Annotated in this window: 18 protein-coding genes; 13 read left to right on the top strand and 5 right to left on the bottom strand. The window is 60.7% G+C overall.

The window, feature by feature from the left end:
* Nucleotides 1–68: 68 nt before the first annotated feature.
* The 7 genes from AC06G8_RS16880 (at nucleotide 69) to AC06G8_RS16850 (ending at nucleotide 10,653) form a co-directional block, all read left to right on the top strand.
* Nucleotides 69–962, top strand: coding sequence for a carbohydrate ABC transporter permease (locus tag AC06G8_RS16880; RefSeq protein ID WP_076353942.1), 894 nt, complete (start codon nucleotides 69–71; stop codon nucleotides 960–962).
* Nucleotides 963–1,802: a carbohydrate ABC transporter permease gene (locus AC06G8_RS16875; RefSeq protein ID WP_447663792.1), complete on the top strand. Its 840-nt coding sequence runs from the start codon at nucleotides 963–965 to the stop codon at nucleotides 1,800–1,802.
* 113 nt (nucleotides 1,803–1,915) lie between these two features.
* A complete protein-coding gene (locus tag AC06G8_RS16870; RefSeq protein ID WP_480283356.1) occupies nucleotides 1,916–3,655 on the top strand; it encodes a family 43 glycosylhydrolase in 1,740 nt (579 codons plus the stop codon).
* A 121-nt stretch (nucleotides 3,656–3,776) separates the two neighbouring features.
* Nucleotides 3,777–5,120: an ABC transporter substrate-binding protein gene (locus tag AC06G8_RS16865; protein ID WP_480283355.1), complete on the top strand. Its 1,344-nt coding sequence runs from the start codon at nucleotides 3,777–3,779 to the stop codon at nucleotides 5,118–5,120.
* 28 nt (nucleotides 5,121–5,148) lie between these two features.
* Nucleotides 5,149–6,954 (top strand): cache domain-containing sensor histidine kinase, encoded by a 1,806-nt coding sequence (locus tag AC06G8_RS16860; RefSeq protein WP_480283354.1) that lies wholly within the window; start codon nucleotides 5,149–5,151, stop codon nucleotides 6,952–6,954.
* Nucleotides 6,955–8,583 (top strand): response regulator, encoded by a 1,629-nt coding sequence (locus tag AC06G8_RS16855; protein WP_480283353.1) that lies wholly within the window; start codon nucleotides 6,955–6,957, stop codon nucleotides 8,581–8,583.
* Nucleotides 8,584–8,886: 303 nt separating this feature from the next.
* Nucleotides 8,887–10,653: a glycoside hydrolase family 2 protein gene (locus AC06G8_RS16850; protein WP_480283352.1), complete on the top strand. Its 1,767-nt coding sequence runs from the start codon at nucleotides 8,887–8,889 to the stop codon at nucleotides 10,651–10,653.
* A 704-nt stretch (nucleotides 10,654–11,357) separates the two neighbouring features.
* On the opposite strand, the gene AC06G8_RS16845 is transcribed toward AC06G8_RS16850, so the two are convergent.
* The gene (locus AC06G8_RS16845) at nucleotides 11,358–13,304 is read right to left on the bottom strand and encodes a prenyltransferase/squalene oxidase repeat-containing protein (RefSeq protein WP_480283351.1); all 1,947 of its coding nucleotides are present in this window, start codon (nucleotides 13,302–13,304) and stop codon (nucleotides 11,358–11,360) included.
* 110 nt (nucleotides 13,305–13,414) lie between these two features.
* On the opposite strand from AC06G8_RS16845, the gene AC06G8_RS16840 reads away from it, so the two are divergent.
* Complete coding sequence (locus AC06G8_RS16840; RefSeq protein WP_480283350.1) at nucleotides 13,415–13,510, top strand: YjcZ family sporulation protein; 96 nt, start codon at nucleotides 13,415–13,417, stop codon at nucleotides 13,508–13,510.
* 424 nt (nucleotides 13,511–13,934) lie between these two features.
* Here AC06G8_RS16840 and yhbH read toward each other — a convergent pair whose 3' ends face one another.
* A complete protein-coding gene (yhbH, locus tag AC06G8_RS16835; protein ID WP_447663780.1) occupies nucleotides 13,935–15,080 on the bottom strand; it encodes a sporulation protein YhbH in 1,146 nt (381 codons plus the stop codon).
* Nucleotides 15,081–15,280: 200 nt separating this feature from the next.
* Here yhbH and AC06G8_RS16830 point away from each other — a divergent pair, with 200 nt between their 5' ends.
* Nucleotides 15,281–15,664, top strand: a complete 384-nt coding sequence (locus tag AC06G8_RS16830) for a DUF423 domain-containing protein (protein ID WP_447663778.1) — start codon at nucleotides 15,281–15,283, stop codon at nucleotides 15,662–15,664.
* Nucleotides 15,665–15,808: 144 nt separating this feature from the next.
* Here AC06G8_RS16830 and AC06G8_RS16825 read toward each other — a convergent pair whose 3' ends face one another.
* Nucleotides 15,809–16,255 (bottom strand): hypothetical protein, encoded by a 447-nt coding sequence (locus tag AC06G8_RS16825; RefSeq protein WP_480283349.1) that lies wholly within the window; start codon nucleotides 16,253–16,255, stop codon nucleotides 15,809–15,811.
* Nucleotides 16,256–16,477: 222 nt separating this feature from the next.
* On the opposite strand from AC06G8_RS16825, the gene AC06G8_RS16820 reads away from it, so the two are divergent.
* From AC06G8_RS16820 to AC06G8_RS16805, 4 genes are all read left to right on the top strand, one after another.
* Nucleotides 16,478–17,086, top strand: coding sequence for a biliverdin-producing heme oxygenase (locus tag AC06G8_RS16820; RefSeq protein WP_480283348.1), 609 nt, complete (start codon nucleotides 16,478–16,480; stop codon nucleotides 17,084–17,086).
* A gap of 26 nt (nucleotides 17,087–17,112) precedes the next feature.
* Nucleotides 17,113–17,304, top strand: coding sequence for a hypothetical protein (locus AC06G8_RS16815; RefSeq protein ID WP_447663773.1), 192 nt, complete (start codon nucleotides 17,113–17,115; stop codon nucleotides 17,302–17,304).
* 109 nt (nucleotides 17,305–17,413) lie between these two features.
* The gene (locus AC06G8_RS16810; protein ID WP_447663772.1) at nucleotides 17,414–17,725 is read left to right on the top strand and encodes a YunC family protein; all 312 of its coding nucleotides are present in this window, start codon (nucleotides 17,414–17,416) and stop codon (nucleotides 17,723–17,725) included.
* Between the two features lie 169 nt (nucleotides 17,726–17,894).
* Complete coding sequence (locus tag AC06G8_RS16805) at nucleotides 17,895–19,667, top strand: ATP-binding protein (RefSeq protein ID WP_480283347.1); 1,773 nt, start codon at nucleotides 17,895–17,897, stop codon at nucleotides 19,665–19,667.
* 96 nt (nucleotides 19,668–19,763) lie between these two features.
* Here AC06G8_RS16805 and mtnA read toward each other — a convergent pair whose 3' ends face one another.
* Nucleotides 19,764–20,861: an S-methyl-5-thioribose-1-phosphate isomerase gene (gene mtnA, locus AC06G8_RS16800; RefSeq protein WP_480283346.1), complete on the bottom strand. Its 1,098-nt coding sequence runs from the start codon at nucleotides 20,859–20,861 to the stop codon at nucleotides 19,764–19,766.
* An 86-nt stretch (nucleotides 20,862–20,947) separates the two neighbouring features.
* Nucleotides 20,948–22,159, bottom strand: a complete 1,212-nt coding sequence (mtnK, locus tag AC06G8_RS16795) for an S-methyl-5-thioribose kinase (protein ID WP_447663769.1) — start codon at nucleotides 22,157–22,159, stop codon at nucleotides 20,948–20,950.
* Nucleotides 22,160–22,179: the final 20 nt, after the last annotated feature.

Here is a 22,179-nt window from a genome sequence, read left to right as displayed (position 1 = left end):
CGGACAGCCGGCTTCCCGTCCCTCCTTCCGTCCACGACTCTCGGAAAGATGAAATGGAGGCATCGTCTATGAAAAGCGCCTGGACTTCCCGGCTGACCTCGTTCCTGTTCATACTCCCCTATCTGGCCGCCTTCGGGCTGTTCCTGCTCTTCCCGATCCTGTACGGCGTCGTCATCAGCCTTCAGGACTTCGAGCTGCTGTCGGCGGAGCATGCCTTCGTCGGCTTAAGCAATTACGTGACGATCTTCACGCCCGGCACCTACGAGAACAGCCTGTTCTTCAAAGGCCTGTGGACGACGGCTCAGTTCGTCCTGTATTCCGTGCCGCTGCTCATTGTCATCGGGCTCGGCCTCGCGATGCTGCTGAACGCGCTGCCCGCCCGGGTGCGCGGCTTGTTCCGCACGTTCTATTTCCTCCCGTACGCGCTGTCCGCCTCGGTCATGGCCGTCATCTGGCTCATGATGTTCGACACGAACGCCGGCTTCCTCAACAGCCTGCTCGCCAAGCTGGGCATGGCCGGAATCCCGTGGCTCACCGATACTCCCTGGGCCTGGATATCGCTCGTCTCCACGACGATCTGGTGGACGATCGGATTCAATATGATCATTTTCATCAACGCGCTCAACGAGGTGCCGGAGGAATATTACGAGGCGGCCTCGATCGACGGCGCCGGGCCATGGTCCCGCTTCGTCTCCATCACGCTGCCGACGATCCGGCCCGTCATGCTGTTCGTCATGATCACCTCGACAATCGCCTCCTTCAACATCTATGCGCAGCCATTCCTGCTCACGCGCGGCGGTCCCGGCGATACGACCCGGGTGCTGCTGATCAATGTGCTCGACCAAGCGTTCGCACGCAAGGATGTAGGCTCCGCCTCGGCGATGGCGATTCTGATGGCCGTGCTGATCATGGCCGTATCCGTCGTCCAGTTCAAGCTCACCAACCGGAAGGAGAAGGCATAGATGGCGAACCCGAAAACCAAAAAAGCAATTCTTCTCCTGCTCGCGGCCGTCATCGCTCTGGTCATGGTCCTGCCGCTCGTATGGATGCTGTCGACCGCGTTCAAGAACGACTTCGAAGCGCTCTCGGGACGGATGGATTTCCTCCCGCGCAAGCCGACGCTCGACAACTTCAAGCAAGGGCTGGGCGGCGAGCTGATGAATACGCCTGTGCTGCGCTGGATCGCGAACTCGCTGTCCGTCGGCATCATCGGGACCGGACTCGTGCTCCTGATCGATTCCATGGCGGCCTTCGCGCTGGCGAGGCTGAACGACCTGCCGCTGAGGCGGGTGCTGCTGCCGATGTTCATCGCCTCGCTGATGATCCCGGGCGTGCTGACGTTCCTGCCGATGTATATGGAGTTCAACTCGCTCGGCCTGATCAACACGTACCCGGCTCTCATCCTGCCTGCGACGGCCGGTGCCTTCGGCGTGTTCCTGCTGTACCAGTTCTTCGTGTCCTTCCCGAAGGAAATCGAGGAGGCGGGACGAATCGATGGAGTGAACAAATGGCAGCTGTACTACCGCATTCTGCTGCCGTCGGCCGTACCGATCATGGTGACGCTCGGCATCTTCACGTTCATGGGCATTTACAACGACTTCGTCTGGCCGCTGTACGCCACGACCTCGCCGGAGATGCGCACCATAACGGCCGGCATCGCGATGATGGCGACCGGCAGCTATACGCAGAGCTATGGCAAGCTGATGGCGATGACGACGATCGCGGCGCTTCCGGTCGTGCTTGTTTTCATCCTGGGACAGAAATCCTTCGTCCGGGCGATCACGAGCGCCGGCGTTAAGTAGCGCTGAGAAACGAGCAGGGGACTCGACAGCGATCGGAAGAACATTCTGACTGCGCAGCAATTTTTTACGGATTCCTTATGAAGCCCGAAAACAACAGAGCAAGGAGACGACCGATGTCAATACGAGGCAAAAGAGCTTTCCTGCTTGCGGCGGGAGCGCTTTTAGTCCTGATCGCAGGAGGAATCTATTGGATGCAGCAGCAGGGAGACGACGGGAAAACGCTTTCGTATAATGGGCATGGAGGCATGTTCAAGAACACGCTCGCCGAGATCGATACGCCGGACCCGAGCGTGGTCTATCGCAACGGCTTCTACTACATGACGTTCACGCATCATGGAGCCGACATCATGGTGATGAAGTCCCGGACGCTGGATTTCCGCTCCGCAGAGCGCAAGGTCGTCTGGTATCCGCCGGCGGAAACGGCTTATTCGGCGAATCTATGGGCGCCGGAGATCCAGTATCTGCAAGGGAAATGGTACATCTACTTCGCGGCCGACGACGGAGACAACGCCAACCACCGGATGTATGTGCTGGAAGGCGAGAGCGACGATCCCATGGGCAGCTATGCCTTCAAGGGACAGATCAAGGACGATGCCGGCAAATGGGCGATCGACGGGCTGGCGATGGAGCATGAAGGCAAGCTCTACTTCGTCTGGTCGGGATGGGAAGGCGACGTGAACGAAGCCCAGAACACGTATATCGCGCCAATGAGCGATCCTTGGACGATCAGCGGGCCCAGGGTGCTGCTGAGCCGGCCGGAGCTGGACTGGGAAAGGGGCGGCGGACCGCCTTACATCAACGAAGGCCAGTCGCTGCTGTACAAGGATGGCCGAGTCTTCATCGTCTACTCGGGAGCGGGCAGCTGGACGCCGCTATACAGTCTCGGGCTGCTTGCGCTGAAGCCGGGCGGCGATCCGCTGGAGCCTTCCGATTGGACCAAGGCGCAGGAGCCTCTGCTCGCCATGGACGAGGAGGCGGGCGTCTACGGACCCGGGCATAATTCCTTCGTCCCTTCGCCCGACGGAAGCGAGACATGGCTCGTCTATCATGCCACCTCCGGCCCGGCCGACGGGTGGAACAACCGCAAGGCGCGGGCTGCGCGGGTGGAATGGGACGAGAACGGACTGCCGCTCTTCGGCAAGCCGCAGCCGCTGGCGACGCCGATCCGGATGCCTGCGGGAATGGGCGTCATCCGGGCGAAGGACGCGGTCCGGGACGGAGACCGGCTCCTCTTCGGAGCGATCCCGTCGACAGTGGAGGCCGGCGCTCCGGTGCTGGTCCATTACCGGAATGCCGGAGGAATCGAGGCTGCCGCGCGCATCGGAACCGATGCGGGACAAGCGGCGGAGTTGAAGCTGGCGCCGACGGAGGCGGACAGCATCGGCTACGCCTATGGACAGGTCGGATTGCGCGCAGGGATGAACGAGCTGGCGGTAGAAGCGGCTGGAAGCGGCGCGGAGGTGCTTGCCGTGGAGATTCCCCGCTATGAAGCCGAGTGGGCGGCGTTCGGGGGCGATGCGGCCGAGGAGGAGAATCCGTATGCCTCCAGGGGATCTGCCGCCGGATTGTACGGCGAGGGCGATTCGCTGCGGTTCGCCAATGTGAGCGTGCCTCGCGGCGGAAAGTACACGGTATCGGTGAGCGTCCTGAACTCTGGAGAAAGCGCGGAGCTGTCGCTTGCCGCGAACGGGGGACGCAGGTCGGCCGTCAAGCTGAAGCCGCAGGAGCGCAATGCCGCAGGCGTGTACGAGGCGGAGCTGGAGCTGAAGGCCGGGGAGAACGAGCTTGTTCTCTTTGACAGCCAAGGAAGCTTCATTATAGATTATGTGGATATATGGAGAAGGCCCGGCTGACGGGTCTTCCCGGGGAAGCGGTCCCAATAGGAGCGGAAGAGCGGGCCGTACCCGGAACGCCGGGAAGGATGCCGTCGATCATTCCGCTTGAAGATCAGCGCGAGACGGAGGAGCATGCAGCATGACAGGCAGCCGAAGCAGCAGGAGCAGTCGGGACAGTGTGATGGGATATGGGAATCTGACGAAAAGGCGGATCGCGCTGCTGCTGGGCGCTTCCATCGCCGCGGCGGCCGCAGCGGGCTGCTCCGGAGAGAAGCCGGCCGAGAAGCTGCCGGATCCCGTCCAGCCGGTCGTGCTGGAATATTGGACCCCCTTCAGCGGCGGGGACAATATTTTCATGACGGAGCTCGTCGAGAAGTTCAACGCGGAGCATGAGGACATCCGGGTCGAGCAGATCAATTCCCGGCTGGACGACTATTACTCGCGCCTCCGGACCGCCATCCTGGCCGGCAATGCGCCTGACTTGGCTGTCGTCCATGCGACGAACCTGCCGCAATTCGTCCAGAACGGCTACATCGAGAAGCTGGACGAGCCGGCCGCGGATACGGGGCTGGACTGGAGCATGTTCAATGCGAATATCGCGGAATCGACTCTGTACGGCGGCAGCCATTACGCGGTTCCGCTCGATACGCATGCCTTGGTGCTCTACTACAACAAGAAATTCCTGCGGCAGGCCGGGCTTCTCGATGCGGAGGGCAAGCCGGTTATGGAGCCTGGAGAGAAGGGCTTCGCGAGCTTCCTGGAGCGGATCAAGGAGCGCGTTCCCTCCGGCATCGCTCCTCTTGCGCTGCCGAGCACGAGAATCGATTCCGTCTGGCTGTGGTGGAGCCTGTACAACCAGATCGACGGCGGTGGCCGGTTTTTCAGTGCGGACGGGACGAAGGCCGTCTTCGACAACTCCGATTCGCTGCGCGCGCTGGAGTTCGTGGACAGCCTCTACAAGCGGGAGCTTGTTCCTCCCGGCATCAACGATGCCTTCAAGATGTTCCACGACGGAGAAGCGGCGGCGCTCATCACCGGCATGTGGGGCACCGGAGCATTCGAGAAGGCCGAGGGCCTGGAGCTCGGCGTCATTCCTTTTCCCGTCATATACGATCATCCTGCGGTATGGGGAGACACGCATACGCTGGCTCTGCCTGCCAAGGCCGGCCTGTCGCCGGAGAAGCGGAAAGCCGCGCTGACGTTCGCCAAGTGGGCGGTCGACAACGGCGTCATGTGGGCGGAGGCCGGGCATGTCCCGAGCTCCAAGAAGGTCGTGGCGAGCGAAGCGTTCTCGGCGCTCAAGTTCCGCAGCGACTATGCGGCTACCGCCAACTACGTCGTCTATTGGCCTCGTCATGTCAAGCAATGGACGATGATCGAGAAGCTGATATCCGAGTGGGAGAAGATGATCTACCGTCAGCAGACTCCGGCGCAGGCGCTGGAGCGGGCGGCGGCGAGCGTGGATTCGCAGCTGGGCAAGTAGGCATCCGGGCGGAAGGGGAGAAAGGAATTTGAAGGCATTCGGCAACTGGTTCCGCAATCTGGAGCTGGCGCGCAAGCTGATTCTCATCAATGTCGTTTTCATCGTGCTGCCGCTCGGCCTGATGGGGTATCTCGCCTTCTCCCGCTTCTCCGCTACGACGGAAGCCAAGGTGGGCGATTACCAGCTTCAGACGCTGAAGCAGATGACGCTGAATATCGACACCTATATGAACGAGCTCAACCGCCTGACGGTGATGCCGTACCAGTATCCCAAGGTGACGGCTTATCTGGAGTCGAAGCGGGCATCGGGACAGGCGCTGTCGCTGGAGGAGATCAACGAGCTGAACAGCTTCGTCACCCAGGTGTTCCTGAACGGGCGCGTCGACATTCTCGGCGTCTCTCTCTACGGCCAGGGCGGCGCGTCGTACGTCGTCCTTCCGGAGAGCCAGTATGTAACGACCTACAAGCTGGACGAAAGCGCGGAGTGGCTGGACCGGTTCAAGGGCCAGTACGGCGAGCCGGTGTTCATCGCGACCCATGACGTCCGGTCGACCGGCGGCAACGTGTACCAGGCGTTCTCGATCGCCCGCGAGCTGCGCAGCTTCGACAGCGGCCAGTCGCTCGGCTATATCGTGATCGACGTGGATCCAAAGTTCATCCGCGAGATTCTGTCCAAGGTGAAGCTGGACCCGGAGGAGTCTCTCTACATCGCCGACCGGTCCGGCAACCTCGTCATCCGCAAGGACGACGGGGGAAGAGAGAAGGCTCCCGGGCTGTACCTCGGGCGCACCGGGGAAGGCGTCAGCCATGTCCGCAATGACGGACGAGGGCTGCTGGTCTCGCATTTCACCTCGGAGGTGACCGGCTGGACGACGGTCGGCATCGTGCCGGTGGCGAGCCTGATGAAGGATACGGATACGCTGCGGACGTTCATCATCGGCATCGGCGCTACGAGCGTCGGACTTGCGCTGCTGCTGTACGTGTTCATCGCTTACCGGATTACCCGGCCGCTGCGCAAGCTGAGCCGTCTCATGCGGAACGTCGAGCGGGGAGAGCTCGGCCAGAGCTTCCATGCGGAGGGGCGGGACGAGATCGGAGCGCTCGGCCGCTCCTTCAACGAGATGGTCGCCAAGCTGAGCGAGCTCGGCTACCTGCTCTACGAGACCGAGATCCGCGAGAAGGATGCCCAGATCGCTGCTTTGCAGAGCAAGATCAACCCGCATTTCCTCTACAACACGCTCGGGTCGATCAGCATGTATGCGGAGATGGAGGGCAGCCGCGAAATCATCACGATGTCGAACAATTTGAGCCGTCTCCTGCGCTACAGCCTGAGCGGACGCAAGGAGCGGGTGACGCTGAAGGACGAGCTCGACCATGTCTCCGGGTACATGAAGATTCAGCAGATGCGCTACGAGGAGCGGATCAAGTTCACGATGGAAGCCGATCCCTCGCTGCTGGACTGCGAGGTCATCCCGCTCATCATTCAGCCGCTCGTGGAGAACGCGATCAACCACGCCCTGGACAAAGGCGCTGGCCAAGGGCGGATCGCGCTGACGGCGGAGGCGGCGGGGCAGGTGCTGGAGATTGCGGTGGCCGATGACGGAATCGGCATGAACGCGGAGGCGCTGGAGGCGCTTCGCGCCCATCTGCGGAGCACCAAGGAGCTCGGCGGGCAGTCGGGCAACGGCCTGCTCAACGTCCACCGGCGCATCGTGCTTCACTATGGCGAGGAATACGGCCTGACCTTGGAGAGCATGCCCTATCAGGGCTTCAGGGCCGTGCTCCGGTTTCCGCTGCTTCATCATGCAGGCGCCAGATTGGAGGAGATCGGGTAAATGCCGAAACTATTGATTGTCGATGACGAGTCGATCTTCCGCAGGGGGCTCCGCAAGATGATCGCCGGCCTCGACGAGAGCTGGGAGATCGTCGGCGAAGCCTGCGACGGATACGAAGCGCTGGACAAAATCGAGGAGCTCGCTCCCGACGTCCTGCTGACGGATATCCGCATGCCTCGCATGGACGGCATTCAGCTGCAGCAGATGGCGGGCAGCCGGCGCCAGGAGCTGCTGACCGTCGTCGTCAGCGGCTACGACGACTTTGCCTACGTCCAGCAGTCGATGCGCCAGGGGGCGATGGATTATCTGATGAAGCCGGTCGAGCGCGAGGAGCTGGCCCAGGTGCTGGAGAGGCTGAAGGCAGAGGTGGAGCGGCGCCGGAAGTCCGCCCGTTCGGAGGCGGGCTGGGATGCGCAGCCGGCGGTGCGGCGCCATATGACGGAGCATCTGGCCGAATCCCTGCTGTCGGGCAGAGTGGACGAGAGCGAGCTGCGGCTGCTGGAGCAGATGGGCATCGCGCTCCCGCATCCGTACTTCGTCTGCATGGTCATCAAGCTCGACAAGCAGTCGGTCGGGGAGGAGCGCTACCGGAGCGGCGACGCTTCGCTGTTCCAGCTGTACATCCAGCAGTTCGTGCAGGAAATGCTGGACCGGCACGCCAAGGGGCTCAGCTTCGTGCTGTCGGACTCAAAGGTTGTCGCGCTCATCAATCTGGAGCGTCCGGAGCCGCTGCCCAGCCGATCGGATTCGCTGGCGGACATGATCCGCAGGCAGATCTCTTCCCTGTCGCGGCTGACGGTGACGATCGGAGTCGGCCGGCCGGCCGAGGGGCTGGCCGGCATTCCGAAGGCGTACGGCGAAGCCGAGATCGCGCTGCTGCACCGGCTCATCGTCGGCGGCGACAGCGTGCTGGACTACGCCGCGGTCGCCGGGAGCGGCCGGTCGGACGACGAGGCCGCGAAGCGTTCCGCCGACAGCCTGGAGAAGGCGGTCATGGAAGGCCGGCGCGGGATCATCGCGGCCATGGCGCGGCAGTGGATCGACGAGCTGTGCGGCACGGCCCGCACGCCGGAGAGCATCCACCAGCAGCTGTGCAAGCTGCTGATCCGCCATTACGAGCTGGCGGAGGAGCTCGGGGCGGCGGGCGCCTGGCTGGACCGCTCGGATATCGGCAGGATGCTCGTCGAGATTTGCGCCATCACCTCCCGGCAGGAGCTGGCGGAGCGGCTGGAGGAGCTGCTGTGCCGGCTTGCGGAGGCGATCCAGCAGTCGAGGGAGCAGCAGGACCGGGACCCGATCGCGGCGGCCAGCCGCTACATCGAGGCGAACTTCCGGGAGGCGCTGACGCTGAAGGACGTCGCGGACGAGGTGTATTTGAACCCGGCTTACTTCAGCAATCTGTTCAAGCAGCGGACGGGCGTCACCTTCATCGAGCAGCTGACCCGAGTCCGCACGAGAGAGGCTCAGCGCAGGCTCGCCTTCACCAACGAGAAGATCAATGCGATCGCCGAGGAAACCGGGTTCGCCCATGTGCGGCATTTCAACCGGGTGTTCAAAAGCCGGCTCGGCGTCTCGCCCAAAGAATACAGGGACAGCATGCGCGCGGGCGGCGATCTCCCGCTGGCATGAGGCTTGCGGCGGAATGACAGGGTTGAGGGCACGCCGAGTCTTCGATTCGCCATGGCCGATAAGAGCGTGAGGTTTATTGAAGAGCGAATGAAGTCCATTGGAGAGCGCATGAAGGTTTATTGAAGAGAAGGATCATGAAGTTTATTGAAAAGCCTATAAAGTCTTTTGAAGAGCCGGACCATGAAATCTGTTGAAAAGCCCATAAAGTCTATTGAAGAGCGCATGAAGTCTGTCTGAAAAAGAAGGCATGAAGTCTGTCTATTGTGAGCAGCAGGTCCCAAATAGGAGCGGAGGGTTATGGTTATGGGAGAGCAGCATCGCGCGGAGTATCCGAGGCCGCAATTCGCCAGAGAGAATTGGATCAATCTGAACGGGCCATGGGAGTTCGGCTTCGACGACGCCGGAGAAGGAGAGGGAAAAGGCTGGCATAAGGGAGAGACGCCTTTGGAGCGCGTCATCGAGGTGCCGTTCGCTTTCCAGAGCAAGCTGAGCGGCATCGGAGATCCGGACTTTCACGACATCGTCTGGTACCGCCGGGAGCTGGAGCTTCCCGAGCCGTTGGCAGGCAAGAGGATTCTGCTCCATTTCGGAGCGGTCGACTACGACGCCTCGGTCTGGGTGAACGGCATTCTCGTCGCCCGCCACGAGGGAGGGCATACGCCGTTCAGCGCGGATATCACCGACGCCCTGCATAAGGACGGGCGAAGCAGCCGGCTCGTCGTGAAGGCGGCCGACTACAGCAAGGACGTCACGCTGCCGCGCGGCAAGCAGTATTGGAAAAGCGATTCGGCGAGCATCTTCTACACCCGCACGACCGGCATCTGGCAGACGGTATGGATGGAGGCGGTCTCCGAAACCTCGCTGGGCAAAGTGAGATTCACGCCGGATATCGACCGCCAAACGGTGGAAATCCGCTCCTGGGTGCAGGGGCCGCTGAGAGAGGGATTGACGCTGCAGGTGGACATTTCGTTCCAGGGCGAACCGGTGGCCAGCGATACGTTCTCGGTGCGCGGCGCGCATGAAGCCCGCAGCATCCGGCTGGCGGACTTCAACGACCACGGCCTCGGCCGCTGGTGGTCGCCGGAGCGGCCGCATCTGTACGACGTCAGATTCCGGCTGCTGGACGAGAAAGAGGTGCTCGACGAGGTGACGAGCTACTTCGGGATGCGCAAGATCTCGATCGAGAGCGGCAGGCTGTGCCTGAACAACCGGCCTTATTTCATGAAGCTGGTTCTGGACCAGGGGTATTTCCCGGACGGCAACCTTACGCCGCCGAGCGACGAGGCGATCCGGCGCGATGTCGAGCTGACCAAGGAGATGGGCTTCAACGGAGCGCGCAAGCACCAGAAGCTGGAGGATCCGCGCTATTTGTACTGGTGCGACAAGCTGGGCTTGCTCGTATGGGGCGAGGCGGCAAATGCGTACGAATATTCGGAGGAGTACGTGCGGCGCTTCACTCAGGAATGGCAGGAGAGCATCGAGCGGGATTACAACCATCCGTCGGTCGTCGTCTGGGTGCCGCTCAACGAGAGCTGGGGAGTGCCGAACATCGCCGTCGACAAGCGGCAGCAGGAGCATGCCCAGGCGATGTACCATCTGACAAGGTCGCTTGACGCGACGCGTCCGGTCGTTTCCAACGACGGCTGGGAGATGGTGAGCACCGACTTGTTCAACATCCACGATTACGAATGGCGCCGGGAAGTGCTGGAGAAGAGATATTCCACGGCGGAAAACGCCGTCTCGGCAACGCCGGCCGGGCGCGTGCTGGCGGTGGACGGGTTCCCGTACCGCGGACAGCCGATCCTCGTGACGGAGTTCGGCGGTATCGCCTACAAGAAAAGCGACTGGGAAGGCTGGGGCTATTCCGGAGCGGAGAACGACGAGGACTTCGCGGCCCGGCTGAACGCGGTCATTTCGCCGCTGCTTCTATCCGGATGCGTGCAGGGGTATTGCTATACGCAGCTGACGGACGTGGAGCAGGAGATCAACGGCCTGCTGACGTACGACCGCCAGCCCAAGCTGCCGCTGGAGACGATCCGGACGATCAATGAGGGACGCTGGCGGCAATAGAATCAAGCAGAGGACTGTTCCGTAAACCTCTTTCCTAGACCTTTCAACCGGATTTAAAACCGGAATAAGCCGAGAAAACCGTCTAAATCGCTCTCGTCGGGCTCTCGGGACCGGAATAAGCCGAAAAATCCGTCTTATTCGCTCTCGTTGGGCTCTCGGACCGGAATAAGCCGAAAAATCCGTCTTATTCGCTCTCGTTGGGCTCTCGAGACCGGAATAAGCCGAAAAATCCGTTTTATTCGCTCTCGTTGGGCTCTCGGACCGGAATAAGCCGAAAAATCCGTCTTATTCGCTCTCATTGGGCTCTCGGACCGGAATAAGCCGAGAAAACCGTCTTAGTCGCTCTCGTTGGGCTCTCGGGACCGGAATAAGCCGAGAAAACCGTCTTAGTCGCTCTCGTTGGGCTCTCGGACCGGAATAAGCCGAGAAAACCGTCTTAGTCGCTTATCCAGTCTCAGCCCTCGGTGCGAACCAAGCCCTCCACTTGCACTGGAGATGGAGGTTAGGTCGGAGATTCTGCTTCAGAGGGAGCAGGAACGGCATTTCGAAAATAGCTAAACCCGGCTCCGAGAGAGCCGGGTTTAGCTATTTAATGAAATGGCCGCGGCATGTGTTTGATTTTCCCCAACCCAGACTCGGGGAGAACACGACGACTGAAAATCACCCGCCAGCTAAAGCGGTCCCCGTGGGATCAACTCCTCGGTTCAGCGCCGATCCGGGCCGGATGACGCGCTTGCCACATAAGCGGACAACACTCGCAGCGGCCATATGTACCGGCTGCTGTGGTAGTTCAGATACACATGACCGGGCAAGCCGCCGCCGGTCGGATAGCGGCTGCGCCAGTCTTCCGCTTCCAGCAGTTCGATCAGGCATTCGATGCCCCGATCGATGGCGGCGGGGGGCGAAGAGGGATGAGCCATCAATCCCTCGAGCGCCCAGGCGGTTTGCGATGGCGTGCTTGCTCCGAGCGCGCGGTATTCTGCGGCGACGTCGCTGAAGCAGGATTCGCCCCAGCCGCCATCCGCATTCTGCACGGAGAGAAGCCAGTTCATGCCGCGGTAGAGAGCTGAAGCGCTGCGCTTGGCACGCATGGCCATAAGACCGGCGAGTGCGGCGCCGGTACCGTGCACATAGGCGATTCCCCAGCGTCCCGGCCAGCATCCGGGGCGCTGCTGCTGCTTCAGGATCCAGGCGGCTGCACGGGCAGCGGCGTCGCTATCCGGATTGTCTCCGCCTTCATCGGCGTCGATCGCTGCGCTTACCCATGAAGGCGACGGGGCATTCCGGCGGCTTGCCCATAACAGCGTACGGGCGGTCAGATCGACGGTTGGCGGATCGGTGACGATCTGCGAGGCCTGTTCGAACTGGATAAGCCCGATCAGCGGGCTTCCGGCTTCGCGCTCGAAGGCTGGCCAGCCGCCGCTTTTGTTCTGCATCGACCATACCCAGCGGTCCCCTCGTTCCCGGGCTTCATCCGGAAAAGCATCTCCCGCATGTATCCGTTGGAGCATCGAGAGAGAAGCGGTCGTATCGTCGATATCCGGGTAGCGGGTGTTCACATCCGAAAACCCCCAGCCTCCGGGCGGCGTGCGGTGATTGCGGCGGGCCCAGTCGCCCTTGACCGTCTGCTGACGGGAGGCTATATATCCGGCCGCCCGCTGGAGCGCGTCATGTTCTCCGGGAAGTCCGCTTTCATGAAGCACGCAGCCCAGCATCGCCGTATCCCATACGGTCGAGGAAGCGATCTGCAAATGAGAGATCTCATGCCGCGGATCATCCCATACGAGCGACTGGATTCCTTGTAGGCCGTGCCTTATGATCTCATGGCTTGGCGGGTAGCCGATGGAGACGAGAGCTGCGATCATGAGGATGGTGGCGGTCGAATAGGTGAGCAGAGTGCCGTTCGGCTCTATCCGCTCGAGCATGAATTTCTCGCCCTTGTCCAGCGATGCCGGGTATAGAGGGGAATGGCCGGCGGCGAGCGCCTCGGCCATGCCGGCGAGCGGCCCCGGAAGCGTAGGAGGCTTCAGGAAGCTCCGGCTCTCTCCGGCCACGAGCTCCGAGAGATTGGGCAGGCGTCCATCGCCCAGCTTGAAGCTGCCGGAGGCCAGCATGAGCACCGGCACGAGATGGACGCGGGCATGGCCGGACAGATCGAACAGGCTGATCGGCAGCCAGGACGGGGCGAGCAGCGTCTCGACCGGAATGCGAAGAACCCGCGGCCAATCCAGCTGGCCGGTCATGCAGAGCAGTACCTGCGTCATCATCGTCCGCACTTCTCCAAGCCCGCCTCGTGCGAGAATGAAGCGGCGGGCGTTGACCATCCGAGGATCGCCGTATTCGTAGTAGCCGGTGGAGAGCAGCGCGTAATAGGCTTCCACAGTCGACTCCAGATGGCCTTCCTTCTGATCTTCATGCAGCTTCCAGCCTCCGCCGTTCTCCTGAAGCACGGCGATGCGCTGAGCGATCCGCCCCGCGAGCTCGCGGTGATCCTCCATCCAATCCATCGCCTGCAGCAGAATCAGCAAAAAAGCATCGCTCATGACGCCGCTCTCGCAGCACAGCCGCCATGCGCCGTCGGGACTCTGCCACTCCAGAAGCTCATCCCGGAGCCGTTGGGCCGTTTCCTTCGCCTGTCCGCTCCATTTCATGTCGTCTCACCTCGGTTTCAGCAAGGATATTCATCGCGCCGGGAGGCACTCGTCCAATAGCGCGCGCCATGTTCCGCGTAGGTTGAACCATACGGCCGTTAAAGAAAGCCGTGTCGTATGCCGGAGGAGCCGGTTGGACCCGCACAAGCATCATTCTGGTCCTGTTCATTCTGCTTGTCATCATAAGCCGAGTCTGGTTTGTATAACGCGAGCAGCGGCATGAGGGGCAGGATGCCGGGAGGCGTCCTGCCGCAGGCAAAGGGCTGTGCCGACCGCTAGACCCCACAAGGTCCGGCGGGGCGCAGCCCTTTTGGCGCGTCGCGAGGCGGCAAATGCCGACCGCCAAGAGACGGCCTTTAGCGTGAACGCCGCGAGACAGCCAATGGCTGGACGCTGCTAGACAGCCGATGGCAAGACGCCGCGAGAAAGCAACAGCATGACGCCGTGAGGCGGCCATCGGCGTGAATGCCGCGAGACAGCCAATGGCATGACGCCGAGAGGAGGCCATCGGCGTGAATGCCGCGAGACGGCCATCGGCGTGAATGCCGCGAGGCAGCCAATAGCATGACGCCGCGAGCCGGCACTCGGCCTCATCATGGCGGGCCAGCCAGGGCGGCTGCCGGCCGGGCTTCAGCCTGCCGGCTTCGCGAAGAACCGTTTGAGGGCATTGTAGACCTCGCTTTTGTCGCGGATGACGGAGAACAGGAATTTCTTGTCCTGGATATGCTTGTAGGCGGACATCAGGGTGCTGCTCCGGTTGTACTGGTTGACCTCGCCATAGCCGAACAGGTTGGACCGCTTCATCAGCTCGTCGATCAGCTTGATGCATTTCTCGTTGTCCGAGGTCAGGTTGTCGCCGTCGGAAAAGTGGAAAGGGTAAATATTCCAGTTGGCCGAGGGATAGCGGCTGTCGATGATGTCGAGAGCCTTCTGATAAGCGGATGAGCAGATCGTGCCGCCGCTCTCGCCGCGGGTGAAGAACTCCTCCTCGGTCACTTCCTTCGCTTCCGTATGGTGGGCGACGAAGACGATCTCGACATGCTCGTATTTGCGGCGCAGGAACTTGGTCATCCAGAAGAAGAAGCTGCGGGCGCAGTATTTCTCGAACGAGCCCATGCTGCCGGATGTATCCATGAGGGCGAGCACGACGGCGTTGGAGTGGGGCTTGATGACTTCCTGCCAGGTTTTATAGCGCAGATCCTCCGGAGTAATCCCCCCGATGCCTTGGCGTCCGGCGTTGGCGTTGCGCCGAAGATTCTCGAGCAGCGTACGCTTCTTGTCGATGTTGCTCATGATGCCTTTTTTGCGGATATCCTGAAAAACGATGTCGGCGGCTTGAACGTTCTCCTTCTGCTTCTGCTCCAGCCTCGGCAGCTCCAGCTCCTCGAACAGCAGATCCTCCAGCTCATCCATGGTGACTTCGGTCTCGAAATAATCCTCTCCGGCCTGATCGCCGGCCCCTTGCCCTTTGCCTTTGCCTTTGGCGGCGGAAGGATCCACGCCAAGGACGTCGCCTACCTGAGAGTCCCCGTCTCCTTGTCCGACATGCTGCTGCTTGTTGTAATTGTAGACGAAGCGGTACTCGTCGATGCTTTTTACCGGCACCTTGACGGTTTCGCGTCCATTCGAGAGGATGATGCTTTCGTCGGTGACGATATCTTTCAGATTTTGCTTGATGGCCTCGCGCACCTTCTGCTGATGGCGGGTCTGGTCCTGATAGCCTTTGCGATGCAGGGACCAATCCTCGCGGGAGACGATGGACAGCGGTTCCGTCATAGCCGCTCACCCCACTATGTGTATTTCAGAGCCTGTAGGACCTGTTCTCCAAGTATATTCATGGGGAGGGGATTCATTACCTGATGCCGGTGCCGGGGTCCGGCGTCTACTGGCGCTGGACGAGCCTCGAAGAGGATATGGTATAATAGGAACATTCGCGAGCCGGATAACGTGCTTGCAAGAAGAGGTGAAGCCGCATCATGTTTCCCCGTTATATCGCCTACGGCTCGGTGCATGCCCTGATCTCCGTCGCGCTCGGAGCGTTCGGCGCCCATGGGCTCAAGGACCGTCTTACGAGCGACATGCTGGACGTATTCGAGACCGGCGTCCGTTATCAGATGTATCATGCCATTGCCCTTATCCTCATCGCCTTCGCCGCCAGCCGTCTGGGAGAGATCCGGGCCTTGCGCAACGGCGGCCGTCTCATCAATGCCGGCATCTTCCTCTTCTCGGGAAGCTTGTACGTGCTGAGCATGAGCGGAGTCACTTGGCTCGGAGCCATCACGCCGCTCGGGGGACTCTGCTTCATCGCAGGCTGGGGGCTGACTGCCTGGGCCGCCTGGAGCGCCCGGGGCCGTTCCTGAGAGCGGAGCAGCCGCCCGCGGATTCGTAGCCTTGAAAGCAAAAATGCGGCGGCACCTTGGAGGTGCCGCCGCATTTGCAAAAACAGGGGAATGAAGGACGAAGCAGCCGGCTGGACTCGGGCGGACGCGCTGCGTGCCTGCATGCTAGTTGAAGTCGTCGATTTCCTGGAGCAGGAAAGTGTAGACCTGCTTCTCGTCGACATGATAGACGGTGATGAGATTGCCTTCGATGTTGAGGATTCTTCCCGGAATGCTCATTCGGACGCCCTTGCCTTTGTTGACGCTGAGCCGGACGAGAGTCTTTTGTTCCATATGATGCAGCAGGGTGGATGTGACGCTCAAGGATTCGGAGCCGTTGGAAGGCTGTGCGGCCTCGGGCGATACGGAGCTTGCCGTTGGCGTTGCCATCCCGAATGGAGCATGTTCTTCAGGGAACGAGGCGCCTACGAGGGAGCTCTTGCCGATCTTGTAGCTGCTTATGCCTGCCGACTGGAGCAGCAGCTTGAGCCTGGCCTCGGCAAGGTCCCGGGTAACCGCGTCAATAATGAGATCCGTCTGGAAGGAATAGGTATTAGGTCCTTTGCCGTTCATGATGTATGTAGTTCCTCCGAACTTCATAGAGATAATGGTATAACTATATCATTAGATCACCTAATGACATAGACCTATTTTTGAGGTCGAGATCCGCTATGGAATCGGTTTTCAATTATGGGTTATAAGCTATAAGTCCATGAGATCGAACCCTGGCAAGGGATAAAATAAGGGATATTCTGGAAGATAAAAGGGATTCAACTTATAGAGGAGGTTTTCCGAATGTCCGCAGGCATATTGGAAAGATTGCGCGAGGAAACGGCGCCCAGCCATGAGCAGCTTGAAAGCAATGCATATGCCAAAGCCATCATGGATCAGACGATGACTCTTGAGCAATACAAGCAGTATTTGGAGCTGTTCTATGGCTTCATCAAGCCGATGGAGGCCATCGTGCTGGCCCGCCCCGCAGCGGAAGCATGGGGCATCGATCCCTCAAGGCTCGCCAAGCTGCCTTTGCTAGAGAAGGATTTCATGGAGCTCGGCTATTCGAGGACGGACATCGATTCCATTCCCATATGCGCTTCCCTTCCGGATGTCTCCGTACCGGCGCGCATGCTCGGTTATCTATATGTCATGGAAGGCTCCACGCTCGGCGGACAGGTCATCAGCAGGAAGCTGGCTTCCGGCTTGCAGCTCGCCCCCGAATCGGGATTGTCGTACTTCTACGCCTACGGCCCCGACACGAGGGCAAGATGGGGCGAGATGAGGGAGCTGCTTGTTCGGGAAGGCTCCGAGCCGCGGCAGGGTGACGAAATGGTCGATGCTGCAAAAGAAACGTTCACTCTTCTGGATGCCTGGATTCATGCCCGCCTCCAAGAGCAGGCCGTATAACAAAGAAGGCGGAGGCCTGAGCGGCAATGAAAGATGACGGAAACGCGAATGAACACGAGCTGCTAGACAGAACCCTTCTGACGGAAGGCGATTTCGTCGCCGTGACGAGGGAGGATGGCTGCCGAATCGGCCCGTGCAGCGCCAATGCCGAAGAGCTGCTCGGCATCGCAGCCGGCAAGGCTGCTCGGAACGCCTTTGGCCGCTGTCGGCTCTGTTGACGGCGGCCTTTGCTGTTGACGGCGCCATCGTCAAAGAGCGGGCATTCACCTTCCCCGACCCTCCACGCATACAATACGGGAGTGCTGAGAAGGGAGGTGGCCCATTGTCATGATGCAGATTGTACCCGTTGCTCTCGGAGACGGAAAAACCGCGCTCGGCATCGAAGTGAAGCTGCCTAAGACGACGCTGCTCGCTGTAACGACGGATAAAGGATATATCATGTGCGGAGCGCTGGACGTCGCTTTGTTCGACAGCAACCCCAAGCTGAAGGAACGGGGAGTCGTCGCTGCGCGCGCCGTCGGCGTCCGGACGCTGGAGGAGCTGCTTGACGCTCCGCTGGAATCGGTCACGGAGGCGGCTGGAGAAGCCGGCCTCTATGTCGGCATGAAGGGAATCGAAGCCGTCCGGCAGCTGGCTTGACGGAAGAGCAGGAGGATTTCCGAATAGAGGAATGAAGCAGGATGGCAAGGAGGGGCAGCGGAAATGCTGCCCTTTTTTGTTGTTTTTTTGGAAAATAGGCCATCTGGCTGGAGGGATTGATCCGTTCGTTGATGAAATAGACACAATCGATTTCCTGGAGGGAGAATGAATGCGTCCATTTGCCAATGAAGAGTGGTTTTCTGCGATCCTTCCGAATTCTAACGTGCCGTTGAGCGGGATGATGAGCATTTCGGGTAACGGCCATATTGTATACATTTATGAAAATTTGGACCGCTACATTCAAAATGCGGTTGCGTTTGTCCGTATGGGAATCCAGCAGGGGCATCAGACCGTGATGGTTGAATCCGCGACGCTCTATCAAACCATCCGCATGCTGCTATCCCGCCAGATGGATGAGAGCCAGCTTGCCCTTGTCCATCATATCGATCGGGAAGAGCTGTACCGGATCGACGGAGGGTTCCGGAGCGGCATCTTCATGGAGAGATTTTCCCGCGCCGTGGAATCCTATCAGAAACAAGGCTTGCTCCTGCGTGCCTGGGGCAATATTCCGCTCAAGGATGTCGAAGAGGTCAGCCTCAAGCTCGACGCTATGGACCATTTGGCGGATGAATGCATAGGCGGGAACGGGCTGATCTCCGTATGCGCCTATGACGGCAGGCAGATATCGGCTGCCTTCCAGCTCGCGCTGCTGCGGAGCCACGAATATCATATGACCGACGAGGAATTCGTCGGGTCCAGCCTGTACCTGCGCCGCTCCGATATCTACCCGTCCCTGGCCGTGCAGAACGAGCAGCAGATCGACATGGACCGCAGCAAGCAGGAAGCAAGCCAGATGCGGAGCCAGCTGCTGGCGACGAAGCATCAGCTGGAGTCTTTCATCACCCGGAACTTGGATCCGGTGCTTATTCTGGATGACCATGACCTGACCGTCAGCGTCAACCAGGCTTTCGAGACGACATTCGGCTGGACCATGGATGAGCTGGTCGGTATTCCGGGCCATGCGCTGCCTCTGCTCCCGGACGAGAAAACCTTCGAGGTGGGGCGCAATAAAACCATCATTACGGCGGGGAGAAGCATCGAGGGCTATGAATCGGAGCGGGTGACGAAAAACGGCGTCCGCCTCCATGTCATGGTGTCGAGCTTTCCGCTTCTCGACGCCGAGGATCGGATCAGGGGCAGAGCGGTCATCATTAGGGACATTACAGAGAGATTGCAGGCCCAGGAGCTGCTGATCCGCTCGGAGAAGCTGTCGATCGCGGGGGAGCTGGCGGCCGGCATCGCCCATGAGATCCGCAATCCGGTCACGGCGCTCAAGGGCTTCCTTCAGCTCCTTCAGTCCGGAAGCACGGAGAAGCGGGATTATTTCTATGAAATCATGGCCTCGGAAATCCGCCGGATCGAGCAGATTCTCAGCGAGCTGCTCATGCTGGCCAAGCCTCAGGCCGTCCACTTTGAAGCGAAGGATATCCGCCTTCTGCTGGAGGATGTCGTCACGCTGCTGAACGCGCAGGCGATCCTGAATGACGTGCAGATCATCACTTCTTTCAGCGACGAGGAAATGATGATCATGTGCGAGGAGAACCAGCTGAAGCAGGTGTGCATCAATATGATCAAAAATGCGATCGAGGCGATGTCAAGAGGCGGCAGCCTGATTATCGACGCCCGGATGAAGCCGCACGGACGAGGTGTGATGGTCAGCTTCATCGATGAGGGCTGCGGCATTCCGGCCCATTTGCTGGAGAGGCTCGGACAGCCTTTCTACACGACCAAGGAGAAAGGGACCGGCCTTGGCTTCATGGTCAGCAAAAAAATCGTCGAAAACCATGGCGGCACGGTCACGGTACATAGCGAGGAGAACAAAGGAACGACGATCGTCGTCGGGCTGCCGCTGGACGGCGATCGGACAGGCGATGACGACTGAGGGAGTCCGCTGTCCCAATTATTCATTGCCGATCAGGGCTGAGCACAAAAAGCCGCCATGGAGATCTCCCTGGCGGCTTGCTGCTGTCCAGCGGCATTATCCCTGGCGGAGCTCCTCGAACAGCTTCTTGAGGTTTTCGCCGTAGGGCGGCCGGATAACGCCTTTTTCGGTAATGATGGCTGTGACATATTCGGCAGGCGTCACATCGAATGCCGGATTGTACACCTTGACGCCTTGAGGTGCGGTGCGCTTGCCGAAGCCCTCGGTCACTTCCTCCGCGTGGCGCTCTTCGATCGGAATCTCCGCTCCGGTAGGCGTGCCGAGATCGATGGTGGAGAGAGGACATGCGACATAGAAAGGAATTCCGTGGGCTTTGGCGAGCACAGCCACGCTGTACGTGCCGATCTTGTTGGCGACATCGCCGTTCGCGGCGACGCGGTCGGTGCCGACGATGACGGCGTCGATCCAGCCCTTGTTCATGACCATGCCGGCCATATTGTCGCAGATGAGCGTCACGTCGACGCCGGCCTGCTGCAGCTCGAAGGCGGTCAGCCTCGCCCCCTGAAGGACAGGACGGGTCTCGTCCGCGAATACTTTGAGCGAGATTCCGCGCTCTTGAGCCAGATAGAACGGAGCAAGCGCCGTCCCGTACTTCGCGGTGGCGAGTCCGCCTGCGTTGCAGTGGGTCAAGACGCCCATGCCGTCGCGCATGAGCTCCAGCGCATGCTCGCCGATCATCCGGTTCGTCGCCTCGTCCTCGCTTTGGATGGCGATCGCCTCGTCGAGCAGGCTTTGCTTGGCCTCATCGAGGGAGACGGCGCTTTGGGCCAGCTCCGCCGCGCGGGCTTTCATGCGGTCCAGCGCCCAGAACAGGTTGACGGCCGTCGGACGGCTCGTCGCCAGATAGCCGGCTTTCTCCGTTACGCGGCCAAGCCAGGCGGCGAGGCTGTCGTCCGCCTGGAAGGGCTGGCCGGGCAGGCCGCTGCCGAGCACAAGCCCGTAGGCGGCAGCGATGCCGATGGCGGGAGCTCCCCTTACTTTCATATGTCGGATCGCTTCCCAGACGCCTTCGGCATCCGTCAAGGGAAGATAGACGGTTTCTTCCGGGAGCAGGCGCTGGTCAAGCAGCTGAAGCTGGCTACCCGCCCAAATGAGGGATTGCAGGCCGGGGTATGCGGCTGAGCTGTCGGTCATGATGGTTCCTCCGTTCATTATCCCTGTCCGGCGATCGTGCCGGCGGAGCCGGCCTTCCGGGCAAGGTGTCGTTGCGCCATCCGCGCTCAGCGCGCGGATGCAGTAAGGGCGATGTCGATGACTTCCTCGATCGAGGCGATGGTGCGGTGGCGCTTGACGAGCTCCTTGCCGATCGCCAGTGCCATGCGCTTCGCGCGCTCGCGGACGGCGTCGTCCGGAATCGCGTCGAGATCGGCGACATGGGCGAAGCCGACGACGCGGCGGACCATCTTGGCTCCGGCGAATCCGGCCGTATCCTGCAGCAGCCGGCTCATATACAGATCCTGGAAGCCCGCCGCGGCGGAGAAGACGGGATCCTTGCCGTGCTCGTCCCACAGCGTGCGGAACTTGGCGGCGAACTGCGTCCATACGCCGCGAACGGTCTCCGCGAGGAATTCCCGGTACTGCTTGCGGGAATCCGCCTCCGGGCTCCAATGCTCCTGTCCGGCAAAGTTGAGCAGCAGGTTCGCGATGACCGCGCCGATATCGAAGCCCATCGGGCCGTAGAAAGCGAACTCGGGGTCGATCACCTTGGTGGAGTCGGGCAGGGCGAAGATGCTGCCGGTATGCAGGTCTCCGTGGATCAGCGCCTCTCCGCGGGTGAGGAACTTCTCCCTCAATACGGCGATTTCCAGATGGAGCGCGGCGTCCGTGCGGAGCGCCAGCGCCTCGTCGGCGATGGAATCCTCGTAGTTGTTGCGCTCGTGCTCGCGGTAAGGCTCGTCGAAGATGAGGTCTTCCGTAATCTGGCACAGCTCCACGTTGACGAACGACTGCTGGCGCAGCTTCTTCTCCTGCTGGCTCATGCCGAGATCCGAGGTGAAGAACAGCGTCTGGGCGAGGAAGGTGGAGATGTCGCTCGCGAATCGCGGATACAGAGTGCCTTCCATCAATCCTTTGCGCATGATGACATGGCTGCTGAGGTCTTCCATGACGGTGATCGCCTGCTCATGGTCGGTGAAATAGACTTGCGGCACCAGCTCGGGCGCCAGGCTGTGCTGGATCTTGAGAGCTTCGCCTTCGATCCGCGCGCGGTCGACCGACAGCGGCCAGGACTCGCCGAATACTTTGACATAAGGCAGCGCCTGCTTCACGATGAGCCCTTTGCCGGTCGCAGGCTCGGTAATATGGAAGACGAGATTCAGGTTGCCGTCGCCGATCTCGGTGCATTCCAGCTCCGCTCCGGGAGCGAAGACTCCTCCCACCGTGCGGGCGAGCTCGACCGCTTCCGCCTCGCTGTAGGGATGATATGCTGGCATTAGTGATTTCCACCTTTCAT

It is taken from the genome of Paenibacillus sp. SJS-P3 (assembly GCF_056711585.1).
Note: the sequence above shows the minus strand (reverse complement) of the source record. Positions and strands in the feature narration are given on the sequence as shown.

Coding starts and splice junctions, on each gene's coding strand:
- AC06G8_RS16880 (WP_076353942.1), top strand. CDS start 69: ATGAAAAGCGCCTGGACTTCCCGGCTGACCTCGTTCCTGTTCATACTC.
- AC06G8_RS16875 (WP_447663792.1), top strand. CDS start 963: ATGGCGAACCCGAAAACCAAAAAAGCAATTCTTCTCCTGCTCGCGGCC.
- AC06G8_RS16870 (WP_480283356.1), top strand. CDS start 1,916: ATGTCAATACGAGGCAAAAGAGCTTTCCTGCTTGCGGCGGGAGCGCTT.
- AC06G8_RS16865 (WP_480283355.1), top strand. CDS start 3,777: ATGACAGGCAGCCGAAGCAGCAGGAGCAGTCGGGACAGTGTGATGGGA.
- AC06G8_RS16855 (WP_480283353.1), top strand. CDS start 6,955: ATGCCGAAACTATTGATTGTCGATGACGAGTCGATCTTCCGCAGGGGG.
- AC06G8_RS16850 (WP_480283352.1), top strand. CDS start 8,887: ATGGGAGAGCAGCATCGCGCGGAGTATCCGAGGCCGCAATTCGCCAGA.
- AC06G8_RS16845 (WP_480283351.1), bottom strand. CDS start 13,304: ATGAAATGGAGCGGACAGGCGAAGGAAACGGCCCAACGGCTCCGGGAT.
- yhbH (WP_447663780.1), bottom strand. CDS start 15,080: ATGACGGAACCGCTGTCCATCGTCTCCCGCGAGGATTGGTCCCTGCAT.
- AC06G8_RS16830 (WP_447663778.1), top strand. CDS start 15,281: ATGTTTCCCCGTTATATCGCCTACGGCTCGGTGCATGCCCTGATCTCC.
- AC06G8_RS16825 (WP_480283349.1), bottom strand. CDS start 16,255: ATGAACGGCAAAGGACCTAATACCTATTCCTTCCAGACGGATCTCATT.
- AC06G8_RS16820 (WP_480283348.1), top strand. CDS start 16,478: ATGTCCGCAGGCATATTGGAAAGATTGCGCGAGGAAACGGCGCCCAGC.
- AC06G8_RS16815 (WP_447663773.1), top strand. CDS start 17,113: ATGAAAGATGACGGAAACGCGAATGAACACGAGCTGCTAGACAGAACC.
- AC06G8_RS16810 (WP_447663772.1), top strand. CDS start 17,414: ATGATGCAGATTGTACCCGTTGCTCTCGGAGACGGAAAAACCGCGCTC.
- AC06G8_RS16805 (WP_480283347.1), top strand. CDS start 17,895: ATGCGTCCATTTGCCAATGAAGAGTGGTTTTCTGCGATCCTTCCGAAT.
- mtnA (WP_480283346.1), bottom strand. CDS start 20,861: ATGACCGACAGCTCAGCCGCATACCCCGGCCTGCAATCCCTCATTTGG.
- mtnK (WP_447663769.1), bottom strand. CDS start 22,159: ATGCCAGCATATCATCCCTACAGCGAGGCGGAAGCGGTCGAGCTCGCC.